The 17,762-nt window shown below is 49.4% G+C and carries 15 protein-coding genes; 8 read left to right on the top strand and 7 right to left on the bottom strand.

Annotated elements, in window-relative coordinates; genetic code table 11:
* Positions 1–8: 8 nt before the first annotated feature.
* Complete coding sequence (locus tag OXH18_RS11300; RefSeq protein ID WP_268612886.1) at positions 9–149, bottom strand: hypothetical protein; 141 nt, start codon at positions 147–149, stop codon at positions 9–11.
* A gap of 12 nt (positions 150–161) precedes the next feature.
* Positions 162–638: a MarR family winged helix-turn-helix transcriptional regulator gene (locus OXH18_RS11295; RefSeq protein WP_268612885.1), complete on the bottom strand. Its 477-nt coding sequence runs from the start codon at positions 636–638 to the stop codon at positions 162–164.
* A gap of 417 nt (positions 639–1,055) precedes the next feature.
* On the opposite strand from OXH18_RS11295, the gene carB reads away from it, so the two are divergent.
* From carB to OXH18_RS11255, 8 genes are all read left to right on the top strand, one after another.
* Positions 1,056–4,340: a carbamoyl-phosphate synthase large subunit gene (gene carB, locus OXH18_RS11290; RefSeq protein ID WP_268612884.1), complete on the top strand. Its 3,285-nt coding sequence runs from the start codon at positions 1,056–1,058 to the stop codon at positions 4,338–4,340.
* Positions 4,341–4,734: 394 nt separating this feature from the next.
* Entirely contained in the window at positions 4,735–5,961 is a 1,227-nt protein-coding gene (locus OXH18_RS11285) for a glycosyltransferase family 2 protein (protein ID WP_268612883.1), read from the top strand.
* A gap of 571 nt (positions 5,962–6,532) precedes the next feature.
* Positions 6,533–7,078, top strand: a complete 546-nt coding sequence (gene rfbC, locus OXH18_RS11280; protein ID WP_268612882.1) for a dTDP-4-dehydrorhamnose 3,5-epimerase — start codon at positions 6,533–6,535, stop codon at positions 7,076–7,078.
* A complete protein-coding gene (rfbD, locus tag OXH18_RS11275) occupies positions 7,075–8,028 on the top strand; it encodes a dTDP-4-dehydrorhamnose reductase (RefSeq protein ID WP_268612881.1) in 954 nt (317 codons plus the stop codon). Before rfbC ends, rfbD begins: the two co-directional genes overlap by 4 nt.
* On the top strand, positions 8,000–9,076 hold the full coding sequence (locus OXH18_RS11270) for a glucose-1-phosphate thymidylyltransferase (RefSeq protein WP_268612880.1): 1,077 nt from the start codon (positions 8,000–8,002) through the stop codon (positions 9,074–9,076). Before rfbD ends, OXH18_RS11270 begins: the two co-directional genes overlap by 29 nt.
* A 77-nt stretch (positions 9,077–9,153) precedes the next feature.
* Positions 9,154–10,278, top strand: coding sequence for a dTDP-glucose 4,6-dehydratase (rfbB, locus tag OXH18_RS11265; RefSeq protein ID WP_268612879.1), 1,125 nt, complete (start codon positions 9,154–9,156; stop codon positions 10,276–10,278).
* Between the two features lie 43 nt (positions 10,279–10,321).
* A complete protein-coding gene (locus OXH18_RS11260) occupies positions 10,322–12,097 on the top strand; it encodes a hypothetical protein (RefSeq protein ID WP_268612878.1) in 1,776 nt (591 codons plus the stop codon).
* Positions 12,098–12,145: 48 nt separating this feature from the next.
* A complete protein-coding gene (locus tag OXH18_RS11255) occupies positions 12,146–13,132 on the top strand; it encodes a glycosyltransferase (RefSeq protein WP_315874648.1) in 987 nt (328 codons plus the stop codon).
* A gap of 32 nt (positions 13,133–13,164) precedes the next feature.
* Here the strand turns inward: OXH18_RS11255 and OXH18_RS11250 are convergent, their stop codons facing one another.
* The 5 genes from OXH18_RS11250 to yidC all read right to left on the bottom strand — a co-directional run bounded on the left by OXH18_RS11250 (position 13,165) and on the right by yidC (position 17,598).
* Positions 13,165–13,620 (bottom strand): SH3 domain-containing protein, encoded by a 456-nt coding sequence (locus OXH18_RS11250; protein WP_268612877.1) that lies wholly within the window; start codon positions 13,618–13,620, stop codon positions 13,165–13,167.
* Between the two features lie 44 nt (positions 13,621–13,664).
* Complete coding sequence (locus OXH18_RS11245) at positions 13,665–15,185, bottom strand: AAA family ATPase (RefSeq protein ID WP_268612876.1); 1,521 nt, start codon at positions 15,183–15,185, stop codon at positions 13,665–13,667.
* A gap of 140 nt (positions 15,186–15,325) precedes the next feature.
* Positions 15,326–15,838: a YceD family protein gene (locus tag OXH18_RS11240; RefSeq protein ID WP_268612875.1), complete on the bottom strand. Its 513-nt coding sequence runs from the start codon at positions 15,836–15,838 to the stop codon at positions 15,326–15,328.
* A 19-nt stretch (positions 15,839–15,857) separates the two neighbouring features.
* Positions 15,858–16,343, bottom strand: a complete 486-nt coding sequence (locus OXH18_RS11235) for a Jag family protein (RefSeq protein WP_268612874.1) — start codon at positions 16,341–16,343, stop codon at positions 15,858–15,860.
* A gap of 7 nt (positions 16,344–16,350) precedes the next feature.
* A complete protein-coding gene (yidC, locus tag OXH18_RS11230; RefSeq protein ID WP_268612873.1) occupies positions 16,351–17,598 on the bottom strand; it encodes a membrane protein insertase YidC in 1,248 nt (415 codons plus the stop codon).
* Between the last annotated feature and the right edge of the window lie 164 nt (positions 17,599–17,762).

Genomic DNA, 17,762 nt, shown 5'->3' with positions numbered 1-17,762 from the left:
CTATGTTGTCACCGATAGCCAGAATCGCTAGGGCGATTTGCCAGTGGCAGCGCCGCCGAAAGGGGGATTGGGATGTAGCGAAGTTCTGGATAGATCGTTTGACCAAGCGGTGCTGAAATTGATTCTGCTGAAATTGGCTGCTTTACCATTTGTCCGTTCTCTCAAGATAGGTTGGCAATCATCACATCAATATAGTGGGATAACTGCTGTCGTTCTTCGCTAGATAAACCTTGTAAGGTTCGATCGCACAGGTTCAATGCTAGGGGTGGCAAAATCTCTTCCAGGCTGCGTCCTGCTTCGGTGAGCCAAATTCGCCAAATTCGTCGATCGCGTTGGTCTCTTTCTCGCCGGACTAATCCCCGTTCTTCCATGCGATCGATCACCCCGGTGAGGGTACCGCCCACTTGACATAGCCGATCGCCAATATCAGAAGTTGCTAAACCGTCTTGTTCCCATAAGCAGCACAGCACCACCCAGTGAAACGGTGTGAGTCCGTGGGGTTCTAGGGTGTCTTGAAACTGACGAGTCAACAGTTGGGATAAGAGCTTGATGCGGTAGCCAATGCTTTGAGGAGCTTTAGCCTGCCAGTGTGAACTGTGATGATTAAAAGACTCGTGGTTGGACAACGTAGAACTCATTGGAATAATTAAAGATTAATTTATATAGGACACACTGTGCGACTGCGCAGACTCGACATGGCACTTTAGAAAAGCCGCACATAGCGTTTATGTGAGAGTAGCTATTGTAAAAACGCTTGTAAGTGGAATGGTAAGCATCGTTATGGTTCGCGTGCTAATAATTAATTCTAATAGGCTTTCCCATTGCCACGAGGCGATCGGTACCACTATAGCGAACTTGCTGAGGCGCGAAGCAAAGCATCCTCAACCCGCAAAGGCGAGGCAATACTGAAGGCGATACAGAGAGGCGGTGCTGAGGGCAAAATTCTCTATCTTCGCAGAGGATTCGTCACAAACTTGAATCAGGCGATTCAGAACGATCGACAAAATACCCTCTAAAATAAGTTGGATTTAGACCCTGACATTGGCTTTGACCCTATGCCTCGTCGCACCGATATTCACAAAATTTTACTAATTGGTTCTGGCCCGATCGTCATTGGGCAAGCCTGTGAGTTTGACTATTCTGGCACTCAAGCGTGTAAAGCCCTGCGCGAAGAGGGATATGAAGTGGTGTTGGTGAACTCCAACCCTGCCACGATCATGACCGATCCAGAAACCGCCGATCGCACCTACATTGAACCTCTGACGCCAGAACTAGTTGAAAAAATTATTGAGTCCGAGCGCCCCAATGCGCTGTTACCAACGATGGGTGGTCAAACGGCGCTAAACTTGGCGGTGACGCTGGCAAAGACTGGTGTCCTTGAGCGGTATGGGGTCGAGCTAATTGGTGCCAAACTGCCAGCGATCGAAATGGCGGAAGATCGCAAGCTGTTTAAAGAGGCAATGGAACGGATTGGTGTGGGCGTCTGTCCCTCGGGCTTGGCAACCAGTATGGCCGAAGCTAAAGCAATCGCTCAGCAAATTGGCTCCTATCCTCTAATCATCCGTCCCGCGTTTACCTTGGGGGGAACTGGCGGCGGTATTGCCTATAACCAAGAAGAATTTGAAGAAATTTCACAGTCTGGGTTAGATGCTAGCCCCGTGTCACAAATTTTGATTGAAAAATCATTGCTGGGCTGGAAGGAATATGAGCTAGAGGTGATGCGCGATCTGGCGGATAACGTGGTCATTATTTGCTCGATCGAAAACCTTGACCCAATGGGGGTGCACACGGGCGACTCAATCACAGTCGCGCCAGCACAAACCCTGACCGACAAAGAATATCAACGCCTGCGCGATGCTTCGATCAAAATTATTCGCGAAATCGGCGTAGAAACGGGCGGTTCTAATATTCAGTTTGCGGTCAACCCCGAAACAGGCGAAGTAATTGTGATCGAGATGAACCCGCGTGTCTCGCGCAGTTCGGCGCTGGCCTCAAAAGCTACAGGCTTCCCGATTGCTAAGATGGCGGCCAAGCTGGCGGTGGGCTATACATTGGACGAAATTCCTAACGACATTACCAAGAAAACTCCGGCGAGTTTTGAACCGACGATCGATTATGTTGTCACCAAAATTCCGCGCTTTGCCTTCGAGAAATTCCCCGGTTCCCAGCCCGTGCTCACTACGCAGATGAAATCGGTGGGCGAAGCCATGGCCATCGGCCGCACCTTCCAAGAATCGTTTCAAAAAGCGCTGCGATCGCTGGAAACAGGTCGTGCTGGCTGGGGCTGCGATCGCGCCGAGAAAGTGCCGAGCTTAGAACAACTGCGGGCCGGACTGCGCACTCCTAACCCAGAGCGGATTTTCACAGTGCGCCATGCGATGCAGATGGGTATGACCAATGACGAAATCTATGAACTGACGGCGATCGATCCCTGGTTTTTAGACAAATTGCGGGAACTGCTGGAAACCGAAAAGTTTTTGAAGAAAACACCGCTAAAAAACCTGACGCGGGAGCAGCTATACGCCATTAAACAGCAAGGCTTCAGCGATCGCCAAATTGCCTATGCGACCAAAACCACCGAAGATGCGGTGCGAGCCTATCGCAAATCTCTCGGGATTATCCCTGTATATAAAACCGTCGATACCTGTGCTGCTGAGTTTGAAGCCTTGACGCCCTATTACTATTCCACGTATGAGTCGGAATACAGTTCCATTGAAGAAGGACAGGAAACAGCGGCGGTTGAATCCGAGGTGTTATCGTCCAATCGCCGCAAGGTCATGATCTTGGGCGGTGGCCCCAACCGCATTGGGCAAGGTATTGAGTTTGACTATTGCTGTTGTCATGCGTCGTTTGCGCTGCGGCAAGATGGGTTCGAAACGATTATGGTTAACTCCAACCCCGAAACGGTCTCTACCGACTATGACACCAGCGATCGGCTCTACTTTGAACCGCTGACGAAAGAAGATGTGTTGAACATCGTAGAAACCGAGCATCCCGAAGGCGTAATTATTCAATTTGGTGGACAAACGCCGCTAAAGTTGGCAGTGCCGCTGCAAGAGTTTCTCAGCCAGAATCCCGATGTGCCAACTAAAATTTGGGGTACGTCGCCCGATTCGATCGACACGGCTGAAGACCGAGAGCGATTTGAAAAAATTCTGCGCGAACTCGACATCCGCCAACCGCCCAATGGAATTGCCCGCAGCTACGATGAAGCGTTGCAGGTATCTAAACGCATCGACTATCCCGTGGTGGTGCGCCCCAGTTATGTGTTGGGGGGACGCGCAATGGAAATCGTCTATTCCGACGCCGATCTAGAGCGCTACATGACCTATGCGGTGCAGGTGGAACCCGATCACCCAATTTTGATTGACAAGTACCTAGAAAATGCGATCGAGGTAGACGTAGACGCGATTGCTGACCAGACGGGTACAGTAGTAATTGGTGGCATCATGGAACATATTGAGCAAGCGGGAATTCACTCTGGTGATTCGGCCTGTTCAATTCCCACTATCTCCTTATCTGAGGTGGCGCTGGAAACGATTCGATCGTGGACAGTCAAACTGGCCAAAGCGCTGAATGTGGTCGGCTTGATGAACATCCAGTATGCTGTACAAGGCGACCAAGTATATATTCTGGAAGCCAATCCCCGCGCTTCGCGTACTGTGCCGTTTGTCTCCAAGGCGATCGGCGTGCCTCTGGCCAAAATGGCCGTGCGTGTCATGGCGGGTGAAACCCTGAAATCGCTCGGCTTTGCCCAAGAGATCATCCCTAGCCACATTGCTGTTAAGGAGGCTGTGCTGCCTTTCTCCAAATTCCCCGGCAGCGACATCATTCTGGGTCCAGAAATGCGATCGACGGGCGAAGTCATGGGCATCGACACCGATTTTGGGAAAGCCTTTGCCAAAGCTGAACTGGGCGCTTCTCAGTTGCTACCCTCCAAAGGAACTGTGTTTGTCTCAATTAACGATCGCGATAAGGCGGCTGTCATTCCGGTTGTCAAAGATCTGATGGAGTTAGGCTTCAAAGTCGTTGCTACCGCTGGTACGCGCAAGCTTCTGCAAGAACATGGGCTAGCCGATGTGGAACTGGTGCTGAAAATGCACGAAGGTCGCCCCAATGTGGTGGATTCAATCAAGAATGAGCAAATTCAGTTAATTATCAATACCCCGATCGGGGCCGCTGCCCAAATCGACGATCGCTATATTCGTCGCAATGCCCTAGCCTACAAGGTGCCGATCGTTACGACGATTGCTGCTGCCAAAGCTACTGCGGCTGCGATTCGATCGCTTCAGTCTCAACCGCTCGATGTAAAAGCAATTCAGGACTATGTGGGGAGGTGAATTTTAGGGAGAATGGGGAATAGTGACATCTAAAGTCATCACCCATCACCATTTCCCCCTTCCCCACTAATACGATTTTTTCTTGAATCACCCATTCAGGCGAACCAAATAGACGAGGCTGGAAGCGGGGCTAGCTCGATACATTAAGTACAAGATAAGTGACGTTCATGGAATTGACCTAGCAGGGGGGCTGCTGGGTCTTTTTTTATGGGTTTTTAGGGAACTTCTACTAGTTTGACTGCATCAACACGCTTTTCGTACGGTTCCTACAACCACTTTGCGAAGTTTTCATGTTGCGTAGACTGAACTACATTAAGCCCAAACCCAGAGAATGTTAGATTGAACTAGACAAAGCTTAAATAGATGTCCGATCGGCGACCGCGATTCATCCGCCATGATTTTATCTGTATTGATCTGGATACTGCTGGCACTTGCAGCGTTACTGGCTATTCCCATTACCGTCTTTTGGCTCGAATGCGTTGCAGCCTTTTTCCCTACACATACCGTCACTAAATCGGCTTATTCCTCCCCAATTAAGACAGCAATCTTAATTCCAGCCCACAATGAAGCGAGTGGCATTCAACGAGTTTTAGAAGACCTGGCTCCCCAGCTATCCGATTGCCATCAACTGGTGGTTATTGCTGACAACTGCACCGACGAAACAGCCAACATGGCTCGATCACTCGGCGTCACAGTGATTGAACGACAAGATGCGACCCGTCGCGGCAAGGGATATGCCTTGGACTTTGGAGTCCGATTTTTGGCGAATCAACCCAATGGTGAGGTTCCTGAGGTGGTGGTAGTAGTTGATGCTGACTGTATTCTGCAACCAGGAACCTTGCCGCGAATTGTTGAGCAAGCGGCCAAAACGGGTCGTCCTGTTCAAGCTATTTACCTGATGGAACAGCCTATTCAGCCAAAACCAAGAGATGCCGTCTCGGCATTGGCATTCTTGGTGAAAAATTGGGTGCGTCCTCGAGGGTTAGCTCGGCTTCAGATTCCCTGTAGTTTGACGGGAACGGGTATGGCTTTTCCCTGGACTGTCATTCAATCGGCAAAGCTGGCTAGTGGCAATATTGTCGAAGACATGCAGCTTGGCGTTGATTTGGCGATCGCTGGCTATCCTCCAATGTTTTGCGATCACACCCGTGTGACTGGACTACTGCCCCAACAAGACCAGGCGGCTAAAAAGCAACGCACCCGCTGGGAACATGGGCATCTGCAAACAATTCTGACGCAAGTCCCTAAACTGCTGCAAGCCGCCCTCAGCCAACGGCGCTTCGATTTGTTTGCTATTGCGTTTGATCTGTCCATACCCCCTCTGTCACTATTAGTGTTGCTTTGGATGGTGATGACAGGGCTTTCTCTCTTAATAGGGCTTGTAGGGCTATCTTGGTTGCCGGGGCTACTAATGGCGATCGAAGGTGGATTAATTATCACAGCTATCCTGATGGCATGGCTTGGGTTTGGACGGACAGAATTACCAGCACAGGCGCTCTTAGCTGCCCCACTCTACCTGCTATGGAAAATTCCACTATATTTTGCTTTTCTCGTTCGTCCGCAAACAGAATGGATTCGTACTGCTCGCGATCCAGTTAAGTCTTCAAGTTCACAGAACTAGCTCTTACACAGCAAAGGATAATTCGGTTTAAGCCAATCTCAGGTGAATAAAACCTGAAACCGGATAGAGTTGCAGCATACAACTGTATCTCTAGAAATGGGGCGGCAAAAGTGAAGGTATTGTTGCTTTTGCTCTGTAAATTCGCGTAATTTTCTGTTGTCAGCCAATGCTGATTTTTGTCACAACTAAACCTTTATCCCCTCTATAACGAGGGGAAAATAATCATAAAGAGAAGGTGAAGGGAAAACTCAACTATTACGATTCAATTGCTCAATTCGCTACGATATTTGAGACCTACTGAGACCCTCACAATACTAACAATCAACGAACTAGTAGATTCTAGATAATTTTATGGGTTTCCTGTTCACTCAATTTCGCTCAATTTAGTCTTATGAAACAGTAGAGTTGCGATTGCAATCACAATGAATACCTCATTAATTGGTTATTCATTGAATGGGTTAAGCGTTCCCAAGAAGTTAAGTAGTTGGCTCGGCTGGCTGGTAAACCTTTACAAATGGGTACCGAAGGAGTTTAAGTTTCAAGTGTTGTTGGTAATAGATGAGAGTTGCTGATGCAAGTAATTCCAACTGAAATTCCTGAGGTTTTAATGATTGAACCACGGGTTTTTGGCGATGATCGTGGCTTTTTCTTGGAAAGCTTCAATGAAAAAACGTTCATTGACAAAACAGGTCTAGAAGTTCGATTTGTTCAGGATAATCATTCCCGCTCAGTCAAGAATGTATTACGTGGGTTGCACTATCAAATCCAACAAGCTCAAGGCAAACTTGTCCGTGTTATTGCAGGTTCTATCTTTGATGTGGCAGTGGATATTCGCAAAAACTCGCCGACCTTTGGTCAGTGGGTCAGTTGTGAACTGTCGGCTGCAAACAAGCTCGAACTCTGGGTTCCAGCAGGTTTTGCCCACGGCTTTCTAGCCTTGGAAGAAGGAACGGAAGTGCTGTACAAAACAACGGACTATTATGCTCCTGCCTATGAGCGCACGATTCTCTGGAATGATCCAGACTTGGCAATCGACTGGCCCTTGAGTGCTGAACCGATTGTTTCTACCAAAGACCAAGTTGGAACGCCTTTCAAAGCTGCTGAGGTATACCTATGAAAACGGTGCTACTAATTGGGAGTGGTGGGCAGGTCGGGCAAGAACTGCAATCAACGCTGTCCTCGATCGCTCAAGTGATTCCAATTCCTCGTGAATCGTTGGATTTGACGCAGCTTGATCGGGTACGCGAAACAATTCAAAAAACATGCCCTCATCTCATCATTAATGCAGCGGCTTATACAGCCGTCGATCGGGCTGAATCAGAACCAGAGCTAGCGACAGTAATCAATAGCGATGCCCCAACGGTCATGGCCGAAGAAGCGGCCCAAATGGGCGCAGCCCTAATTCACATCTCCACAGACTATGTGTTTGATGGCAGTAAGAATACACCCTATACCGAAACCGATCGTCCAAACCCGATTGGCGCTTATGGAAAGTCTAAGCTATTGGGTGAGCAGGGAATTCAACAAGTTCATGCAACCGTTCCGGAGTTTCGGTATGTGATTCTGCGTACCGCCTGGGTCTATGGCGCGCTAGGAAAAAGCAATTTTGTTAAGACCATGCTGCGCTTAGGGAGCGATCGAGAGGAGGTGCGCGTTGTGTCCGATCAGGTGGGAACCCCGACGTGGGCGGCTGATATCGCCAAAGCAATTACCGTCCTGTCATCCCATTGGCTATCAATTGAGGCGGAAGATCCTACAACCGATCGAGTGACCAGCGGCATCTACCATTTCACAAACAGTGGCGTCACCAGTTGGTATGACTTTGCGGTTGCCATTTTTGAGGAAGCAGCGGCGATCGGCTTTCCGCTCAAACTTCAGCGAGTTGTGCCGATTACAACGGCTGAGTATCCCACTCCGACTCAACGCCCTGCCTATTCTGCTTTGGCTTGGCAAAAGATTGCCGCTATCTTAAACTCTCCTCCTCCTCATTGGCGGCAGGGTTTACGACAAATGCTGACTCAACTTTACACACAAACCTATGAAAGCAATTATTCTCTCCGGCGGTAAAGGAACCCGTCTGCGTCCATTAACGCATACTGGAGCTAAACAATTGGTGCCAGTCGCCAATAAACCTATTCTCTGGTACGGCATTGAAGCGATCGTAGAAGCGGGAATTACAGAGATCGGGATTATCATCAGCCCAGAAACAGGCGAAGAAGTTAAAGCCAAAACGGGAGACGGCAGCCGCTTTGGAGCCAGCATCACCTACATTCGACAAGACCAGCCCGCCGGACTGGCTCATGCTGTTAAAGTAGCTCAACCATTCCTAGGACAATCTCCCTTTGTCATGTATTTGGGAGACAATTTAGTGCAAAGCGAGTTGACCTTGTTTCTAGAGCATTTCCACAGCAATAACCTTGATGCGCTGACGCTGCTCTGCCCTGTTGAAAATCCCAGTGCTTTTGGGGTGGCTGAAGTAGACGAAAAAGGACGATTGCTGCGGTTGGTGGAAAAGCCTAAGGTGCCGCCGTCTAACCTAGCCCTAGTGGGAGTGTATATCTTCTCTAACGCTATCCACAATGCGATCGCTGCGATTCAACCTTCTGCTCGAGGAGAATTGGAAATTACCGATGCCATCCAAACACTAATTGACCAACAAAAAGCGGTTGAAGCCCGACAAATTCGCGGCTGGTGGCTAGATACGGGTAAAAAGGACGATTTATTAGAGGCTAATCGGGTCATTCTGGATAACTGTTGCCTGCATCCAGCGCTCAATGGTGAGATTGATGCCAACAGTAAAATCATTGGGCGTGTACAAGTAGGTACCGGAACCAAAGTTATTAACTCGACGATTCGAGGCCCTGTGGTCATTGGTGACAATTGCCACATTGAAAACTGCTTTGTCGGGCCTTATACCAGCATTGCTGACGATGTGACGATGATTGAAACTGATCTAGAGCACAGCGTATTGCTGCAAGGCGCAAAAGTTGAAGGCATTCATCATCGTGTTGTAGATAGCTTGATCGGTCAACGGGCACAGCTAAAAGAAGCGCCTAAGCGACCAAAAGCGCTACGGTTCATGATTGGCGATGATTGCCAAATTGAATTGGCTTAAGCCTTTCAAGTGACTTTCAACCGAAGTAGCATGCTGACGAACTGCACTGACCAATTTTTATTGTTTTGACAAACCCTATGGTATTCCCTGAGCACGAGCAAGTTAAGCACAGCCCAAGTCAGTCGGAGGAGCTATCTAGAGCGCCCCGCACAGTTTTGATTACTGGAGGGGCAGGCTTCATCGGTTCCAACTTTGTCCATCACTGGTGTCAGCACTATCCAGGCGATCGCGTTGTTGTCTTGGATGCGCTCACCTACGCTGGCAACCGCAATACCTTAGCGACCCTAGAAGGCAGCGCTAATCTGCGGTTCGTTCAGGGCGATATTTGTGATCGTTCCCTGATCGATCGGTTGCTGCAAGAAGAGCAGATTGACACCATTGCCCATTTTGCCGCCGAGTCCCATGTTGATCGATCGATTTTGGGCCCGGGTGAGTTTGTGCGTACCAATGTGGTAGGGACGTTTACACTACTAGAAGCATTTCGACACTATTGGCAGGCAAGCGATCAGCCGGCTCACTACCGCTTTCACCATGTCTCGACTGATGAGGTGTATGGCAGCTTAGAACCAACTGACCCAGCCTTCTCAGAAACGACGCCCTATGCCCCCAACAGTCCCTATTCCGCCTCTAAAGCGGGTAGCGATCATTTGGTGCGGGCTTATCACCACACCTATGGGTTACCAACGCTGATCACCAATTGTTCCAATAATTATGGGCCATATCACTTCCCCGAAAAGTTGATTCCCCTCATGTGTATCAACATTTTGTTAGGCAAACCGTTGCCGGTTTACGGAGATGGACAGAATGTGCGTGACTGGCTTTATGTGGGCGATCATTGTCGTGCGCTTGATGTGGTGATTCATCGCGGTACGCCGGGCGAAACCTACAACATTGGTGGCAACAACGAGGTGAAGAATATCGACCTGGTGCGACAACTTTGCACCCTCATGGACGAATTGGCCCCCGATTTGCCAGTCCGCCCTGCAGAGAGCCTGATCACCTTTGTCAAGGATCGCCCCGGACACGATCGACGCTATGCGATCGACGCTACTAAAATTCGCACGGAACTGGGCTGGACTCCTTCTGTCACAGTGGAAGAGGGATTGCGCCGCACAGTACAGTGGTATCTGACGCACGAAGAGTGGTGGAAACCGCTGCTGTCACAGGAATACCAGGACTATTACCGTAAAGTCTACGCTTAACGAATACGTCACTGTCGCTCAAGTTGCTACATGGAGGAAGGCAATGGCTTTCAATATCCTCAATTTGTTCAGTGGCAGAACTCGAAGCAAGTTTCTGGGGTTGGCGGCTCTGTTTGGGGCGGCGTTATGCTTCATTGTGCTCTCGTCTAGACCGTCTGACTCTCAAAATTCTGCTCAACTTGGGGCAACCATCGACTGCTTTGAAGGTACTTCAGCCAGGGCGGCAACGGTCAGTTCCCTATCGCTGGATGATTTAGCATTGGGCACCAACCTATCGGGTATTGCCGACTGGTCAACACAACTGCCCTTTTTGGATGCATTTAAATCGGGTAGACCGTGGATTACTCAATGCGATTCTGATGAACCAGGCTGTAGTGGTGGGTGGGCCACTGACGAAGCGGCACAGTTAGATCTCGATGAGTTTGGCTGGGTGAAGTCATTACCTGCGCCCAATGATCCACCAGAATATACGCGGGTCGGAACGCTGCTGTTTCGCGAAATTGACGGCCGCTATCCAGGTGGACAATATGTTGTGCTCTATCAAGGCGAGGGGACAATCGAGTATCGTTATGATGCTGAAAAAGACGAGTCGCTTTCAGCACCCGGTCGCGATGTTATCAACGTGACTCCTTCTGGACGAGGCATCTGGCTACAAATTACAGCCACCGATCCCAACAGAACTGGAAACTATATTCGCGACATTCACGTTGTGCCGATCGATTACGAGCAGACTTTTCAAACGGATATCTTTAACCCAGTTTTTCTAGACAAAATCAGAAAGTTTAAAGTCATCCGCTTCATGGACTGGATGGCTACTAATAATTCTGAGCAGGGTGAGTGGGCCGATCGCCCCAAGGTCAATGATGCTTTCTACAGCCGTGGCAAAGGGGTTCCTCTGGAAATCATGCTGGCGTTGGCTAATCGTTTGGGAGCGCATCCCTGGTTTACAATGCCCCACCAGTCCACTGATGAGTACATTACTAATTTTGCGACCCAAGTCAAAACCTGCCTTGATCCCCGATTGCGGGCCTACGTTGAGTTTTCTAATGAAGTTTGGAATTGGCAATTCCAGCAAGCTCACTATGCTTTGCAACAGGGAAAATCTCGTTGGGGAGAGGATAAGGGCGATGCCCATATGCAGTGGTATGGAATGCGATCGGCTCAAATGTCGGATATTTGGAAGCAGGTATTTGGCGATCAACGCGATCGCGTTGCCACCATTTTATCGACTCAAACAGCGTGGAAAGGTCTAGAAACCAGTGCCTTAGACTGCTCTTTGTGGGCTGCCGAGGGCAATCGACCTTGCTACCAGCATGGTTTTGATGCCTATGCCATCACGGGCTACTTTAGTGGGCGCTTATCGGATGATGCGAACAAAACGACGATCGCATCCTGGATGAACGAAGCAGATGGCGGCTTCAGCAAAGCATTTACTCAATTGAAGCAGGGCAGTGTTTTGGACGACAATAATACGGACGATACCCTTCTAGGGCTCTCTGATCTGTTTCAATACCACCAGCAGGTGGCCCAAGATAAAGGATTGCGGTTGGTTGCCTATGAAGGAGGACAACATCTGGTGCAAGCGGGAGACGAGAAAATCACCGAGTTTTTCGTGAATCTCAATCGTCAGCCAGAAATGTACGATATCTACACCCAACTGCTCAACCGCTGGAAAGATGCGGGTGGTACGTTGTTCATGCACTTCTCGGATATCGCCAGACCTGGACGTTGGGGAAGCTGGGGTGCCCTGGAATATTTGGAGCAACCCGGTTCGCCTAAATACGATGCGCTGATTGATTTCATTGATCAAAACTCTTAAACACTTAAACAATCTACGTCTAGATTCCAATTCTCAAGGAGGAGAACCTTGAAGCAAGTGGGTGTCGTTGCGATCGGACGCAATGAAGGAGAACGACTACGGCAATGTTTAACCTCTGCCATCGCGCAACAAGTGGCTCAAGTTGTTTATGTTGATTCCGGCTCTACCGATGGCAGCGTTGAACTCGCCCGATCCCTGGGTGTAGACGTAGTTGAGCTTGACTTGTCGATTCCATTTACCGCTGCCCGCGCTCGCAATGCAGGTTTCGATCGACTCGTACAACTCCAACCCGCTCTAGAATTTGTTCAATTTGTCGATGGCGATTGTGAGCTTGTAGCTGGTTGGCTCGATCGTGCCTGTACCGAATTGATTGCTCATCCAGAGGTGGCAGTTGTTTGTGGGCGACGGCGAGAACGTTATCCCGAAAAATCTGTATATAACCGACTTTGCGATCTGGAATGGGATACTCCCATCGGAGAGACTAAAGCCTGTGGTGGTGATGCCATGATGCGAGTGGTAGCAATTCAGCAAGCGGGTGGATTTAACCCCACATTAATTGCCGGAGAGGAACCAGAACTGTGCGTGCGGTTACGGCAGTTGGGCTGGAAGATTTTTCGCCTAGATGCTGAGATGACCTTGCATGATGCCCAAATGTTTCGCTTCGAGCAATGGTGGAAGCGGTTTCTGCGGGCTGGACATGCTTATGCAGAAGGTGCTTTCCTACACGGAAACAGCCCAGAACGACACTGGGTAAAAGAGAGTCGCAGTATCTGGCTATGGGGACTCGTCCTCCCCGTGAGTGCTCTCAGCTTAGCAATCCCCACTCATGGTTGGAGCTTAGGCTTGCTGGCGGCTTATCCTCTCAGCACTTATCGCGTCTACCGCTATGGTAAACAGCGTGGTTTAGACGATCGTGATGCGATCTTATATGCTGTTTCCTGTGTGGGCGGGAAATTTCCCAATGTGGTAGGACAACTGAAGTTTCATTGGAATCGCTGGCGAGGACAAACCAATCAACTGATCGAGTACAAATAGCCCTCGTCTTTACCTAGATCTTTACCTCATTCTTAGTTCAACCGCTCTGTGTTGCCGGCTCTCACCCACCCTTCTGCACCATTACCTAGGCGAACCCGTTGCCATTCGCCGTCCGAGCTAGTCTCAAGCACGGTTAATTCTCGATTAAATTCAATGCCTCCCACTTGAACGGCATCGCGACTGGGTTGATCCCGCAAGATCAACCCGATCGGCTGAATTACCCGCGCTGTATAACCCTCCTCAGCGACAGGAGAAGGACTGACCGGAGCAGCTTCCTCTGGCAAAGGCGGTTCTTCAGGGGGTGGGGCTTCTGTAGCGGTGGTCACAGGGCTGACCACAGGGGAGGGATCATTAGCGAATACTGGTCTTGGGGGTGGGGTGGCTAACCGTCCGATGAGGTAGCGGGTGAGGCTGACTCCGGTTCCAAACAAAATTCCGATCGCCAACAGTACGCCAAGAATTAACTTACTGAATCCAGACCAAGTCATTGACACAGATTTATACACGTCTCAGGGATTCCTTATTGTAAGGACTATTGTAGAGATTGGTGCTGAATTCGACTACTTAATCCTGCTTGTCTGGAAGCCAAACGCACCCGACCTGTAGCGGCCCAGTTTTGCAGCAGTTGGATCTGATCTTGCGCCGTTCGCGCTAGCGGGATAATTTGACTCGCCGCTTCCAAAATATCGTCGGTGGTAAAGTCACGATTCTGGCTAAAGCCAATGTGCATCGCTTCAATCAAAATTTGTTCAATTTCTGCTCCCGAAAAATCAGGAGTTTCGTAAGCCAATCGATCGAGGTCATAGCTTTGCAAATTATGTGCTCGCAGCCGTGATAAATGTACTGCAAAAATCGATCGCCGTTCCTCCTGACTGGGTAGCCCCACAAAAAAGATTTCATCAAATCGACCTCGCCGCAGCATTTCTGGAGGAAGTGCCTGAATATTATTGGCGGTTGCCACCACAAACACTGGTGAGGTTTTCTCGGCGAGCCAGGTAATAAATGTACCAAAAACGCGGCTAGTAGTGCCGGAATCACCCTTTCCGTCAATGCCAGCGAAGGCTTTATCAATTTCGTCAATCCATAAAACACAGGGGGCTAACGCTTCAGCTAGTTGGATCATCTGCCGAGTGCGCGATTCCGACTCTCCAACCAATCCTGCAAATAATCGACCCACATCAAGTCGCAGTAACGGTAAGTGCCAATGATGCGCGATCGCCTTTGCCGTTAGAGATTTCCCCGTTCCCTGAATTCCCACCAGCAGCAAGCCCCGTGGATAGGGCAAGCCATACTGCCGCGCTCGTTCCGAGAAAGCTCCGCCCCGTCGCAACAACCAATCTTTGAGGTTATCTAATCCGCCAATATCGGAAATGCGTTCGGTTGCCGGATAGAAGTCCAAAATCTGAGTTTGTCGAATGCTCTGCCGTTTCTCTTCCAAAATTAGATCGACATCATCTGCTTCTATGTTGCCGTGTGTAGCAATGGCTTTTGCCAACACTCGGCGAATGCGCTCCATTGATAATCCCTGGCAAGAACGCACGAGTTCATCTAACACTCTGGGTTCTAACGAAGACTGCCGGGTTGCCGACAGCAGTCGCTCTAGTTCAGCCCGGATTTCATCCCGATGAGGTAACGGAAATTCTAGAACAGTAAGGACCTCACTGAGATCTTCTGGAATCGCAACTTGCGGGGCGAGAATCACAAGATTTTTAGGTTGAGACTTCAACAACCGTGCCAAATTGCGCAGCTTACGTGCGACCGATACATCATCCAAGAACCGATGAAAATCCCGTAGTACCAACACAGCCGCGACAGAGGCTGGCAGTTTTTCAACAAACTCCAATGCTTGCAGGGGGTTGCGCCGCCCAAACCCGGCATCGTTCAGATTGCCCTGATAGCCATCGACAAAGTCCCAAATATAGAAACTTCGATCGCCCAGTTGTCTAGCAGACTGAGCAATGGCAGCTTCCACTCGTTCTTCCTCACGAGTTGGAATGTAGATCAGCGGATAACGCGCCCGCAGTAGAAGTTCAAAATCGTCGTTAAAGGCCATGAGCGTGCATACGAGAGGACAGAGCAACAGGAGCAACGACGCAAAATTTCTCCAACTCCTGCAACCATTATCTCCAGTTTCTATTACCTATCATCGATTAATTCGCAACGTCAAATCTTACCCTTAAGACTTACTCATCATTAATTCTGTTCGTTCGGCAAATAATTTTTCAGGGTTTCTAGCGAAGCCCAGCGGCGATCGACCGAGGTAGGTTCAGCCGCAGAGTTGGACGGAATGCCAGGACACGATGGATCACAAAGTTGTCGTTGCGGCAGGGCCAAACAAAACTGCTCATAAAGCCATTCGTCGGGTTTAAAGTGACCTTGGGGAGGCAGCGATTCTACCAAATCATCAAACGCGACTTCCCGCTCTAAATCGTCTTCTTCAGTAAACTCAGGTTCCTCTTGAAGCCAGATCAGTTCAGATGTATCAACCGCCACACGACAGTTATATTGCTGTAGACAGCGATCGCAAGTAAGGGTCATGATTGCCTCGGCTTGGGCCATAATCTCTAAATAATTGCCACAATGCCGCACCGTCATTCTTCCTTGGACTGGCGTTAACGTGTCCAAACCGGGTAAATAGTCACGAAGCTGAAGGATCTCAGTCTGCTGCGGTGCTCTAGCCAATTGAGGAATATAGATCGCCTCCATCCCTGCTTTCCTCCATTGTTTAAACTGGACGCACCACCAAGCGGCGATCGGGCTCTTTGCCACGACTAAATGTTTCTAGATCGTCAAATCCTTTCAGATAAGTGTGCACTTGACGCCGTTCTGCTGCTGATAGTGCTACCATCTCGTATTCCTCACCTGTGTCACGCACATGTTGTACCGCCTGTTCGGCCAACGCTTGTAATTCTGCTTGACGCCGCACCCGGTAGCCTGACAACTCGATGGTGTATGCTGTTTGTGATTCCTCGGGCCGTCCCAAGTTCAGCGTCGTGTTAGCAAGGTATTGAATGGCATCCAGGGCCATGCCCCCCTCACCTGTCAAGGCATTAATTTGAGCCGATGAGAGGGCTGTATCATCAATTGTGAGCCAACAGCTTCCCTCGGTGAGGAGCTTGTCAGCATCCACATGAACTTGAGAATTCAAACCAGCTAGCGCTAACAAGGTTTCCAGCCATTGGCGTCCGTGTTGAATTTGTTCATCATCCATCACTCACCTAACCCTTCTTCTTAGAGCGTCCAGAATCTTTCTTCGGCTCTTTCTTGGGAGCGGTTGTTGCTGTTTCCTTCTTAGCGGCAGACGTAGAAGGCTTTTTCGCCTCTGCTTTCGCTGCGTCGGTCTCTTTTTTGCGAGTTGGTTCAAAGGGTAACGCCGATCGATCGTCGCCTTTCTTTTCCTCTGCGTCCACGATTTTCTGCAAATGCTCTGGCAACGGTTCTCTAGAGAGAATGTAAGTTTGCAGCGTCTGGAAAATGTTGGCGATCGACATGTACATCAACACACCCGCCGGCAAGGGGAAGAATAAGAACATCCCAGAAAAAATGATGGGTGTGTAGCGATTCACCGCCGCCTGTTGAGGATTAGCTCCGGCTGAGCCTTGCCCAGATAGTAACTGATTAATATAAAGGCTGACCCCGAAAAACAGCACCATTGCCAAAATGTCCCAGTTGATGTTGCCATTCTGGTCGAACGCTCCTACCCGTCCCAAGGCTTTGATGAACAAGAAGCCCTTGTTTGCTGCCAAGCCTGGAACCGTTCCTTGCAAGGTGACTTCGCCAGGAGCCAAAGCTTCAAGGTTGCCATTTTCGTCAAACTGTACTAACTCTTCACCCTTAACAATCTTCCACGAAGGAATAATTTCTGTTTCAGGGTATTGCTCTAGCAATTCATTGAGCGGTGTACCGTTCGTAGACTGGAACTGAATGTCAGTTTTTTCACCCACCACCAGACGATTTCCGCCGGGAATGACTGCCGCAATCGGCACATGCACTCCATCGGACACATAAATATTTTGAGGGTTACTAACAAACGCTTGTGGCTGAATTTGCGTAATTTGTTCCCGTGGAAGAATCTGAACATTCACTGTGTAATTCACATCTGAGAACGGCGATCCTCGGAGAGTTGCAAATAGCGCAAATAGAATTGGCATCTGCACAAGAACCGGCAAGCACCCAGCTAAGGGATTGCCTAACTCCTTGTAGATTTTGCTGATTTCCTCTTGCTGCTTTGCTGGATCATCTTTGTACCGCTCCTGCACCTCCTTCATTCGCTTCTGCATCACAGGTTGAGCGACTTTCATCTGCCGCATGTTGCGAATGGACTTTGCACTCAGAGGATAGAGAGCAAAGCGGATAACCAATGTCAGAGCCACGATAGCCAGACCATAGCTAGGCACAATCCCGTAGAAAAAGTCCAGGATTGGCAACATTACATTATTAGAAAGAAATCCGACGCCAAAATCCATGCGATGTGTCTACCTACGACTCTGAAAATTTATCTAAATTCGATTCTAAAGGTTGCCGATCGCAAACTGCATCCATCTGGCTCTTTCCAGAACCTAAGCAGGCGGGCAAAATAGCCGCCGCAAACACTGGATGGGTTTATAACGGATGGCGGCGATCGCTTCCA

The organism is Thermocoleostomius sinensis A174, from assembly GCF_026802175.1.
Lineage (GTDB): Bacteria > Cyanobacteriota > Cyanobacteriia > Elainellales > Elainellaceae > Thermocoleostomius > Thermocoleostomius sinensis.
This window is presented reverse-complemented; position numbering and strand designations above follow the sequence as displayed.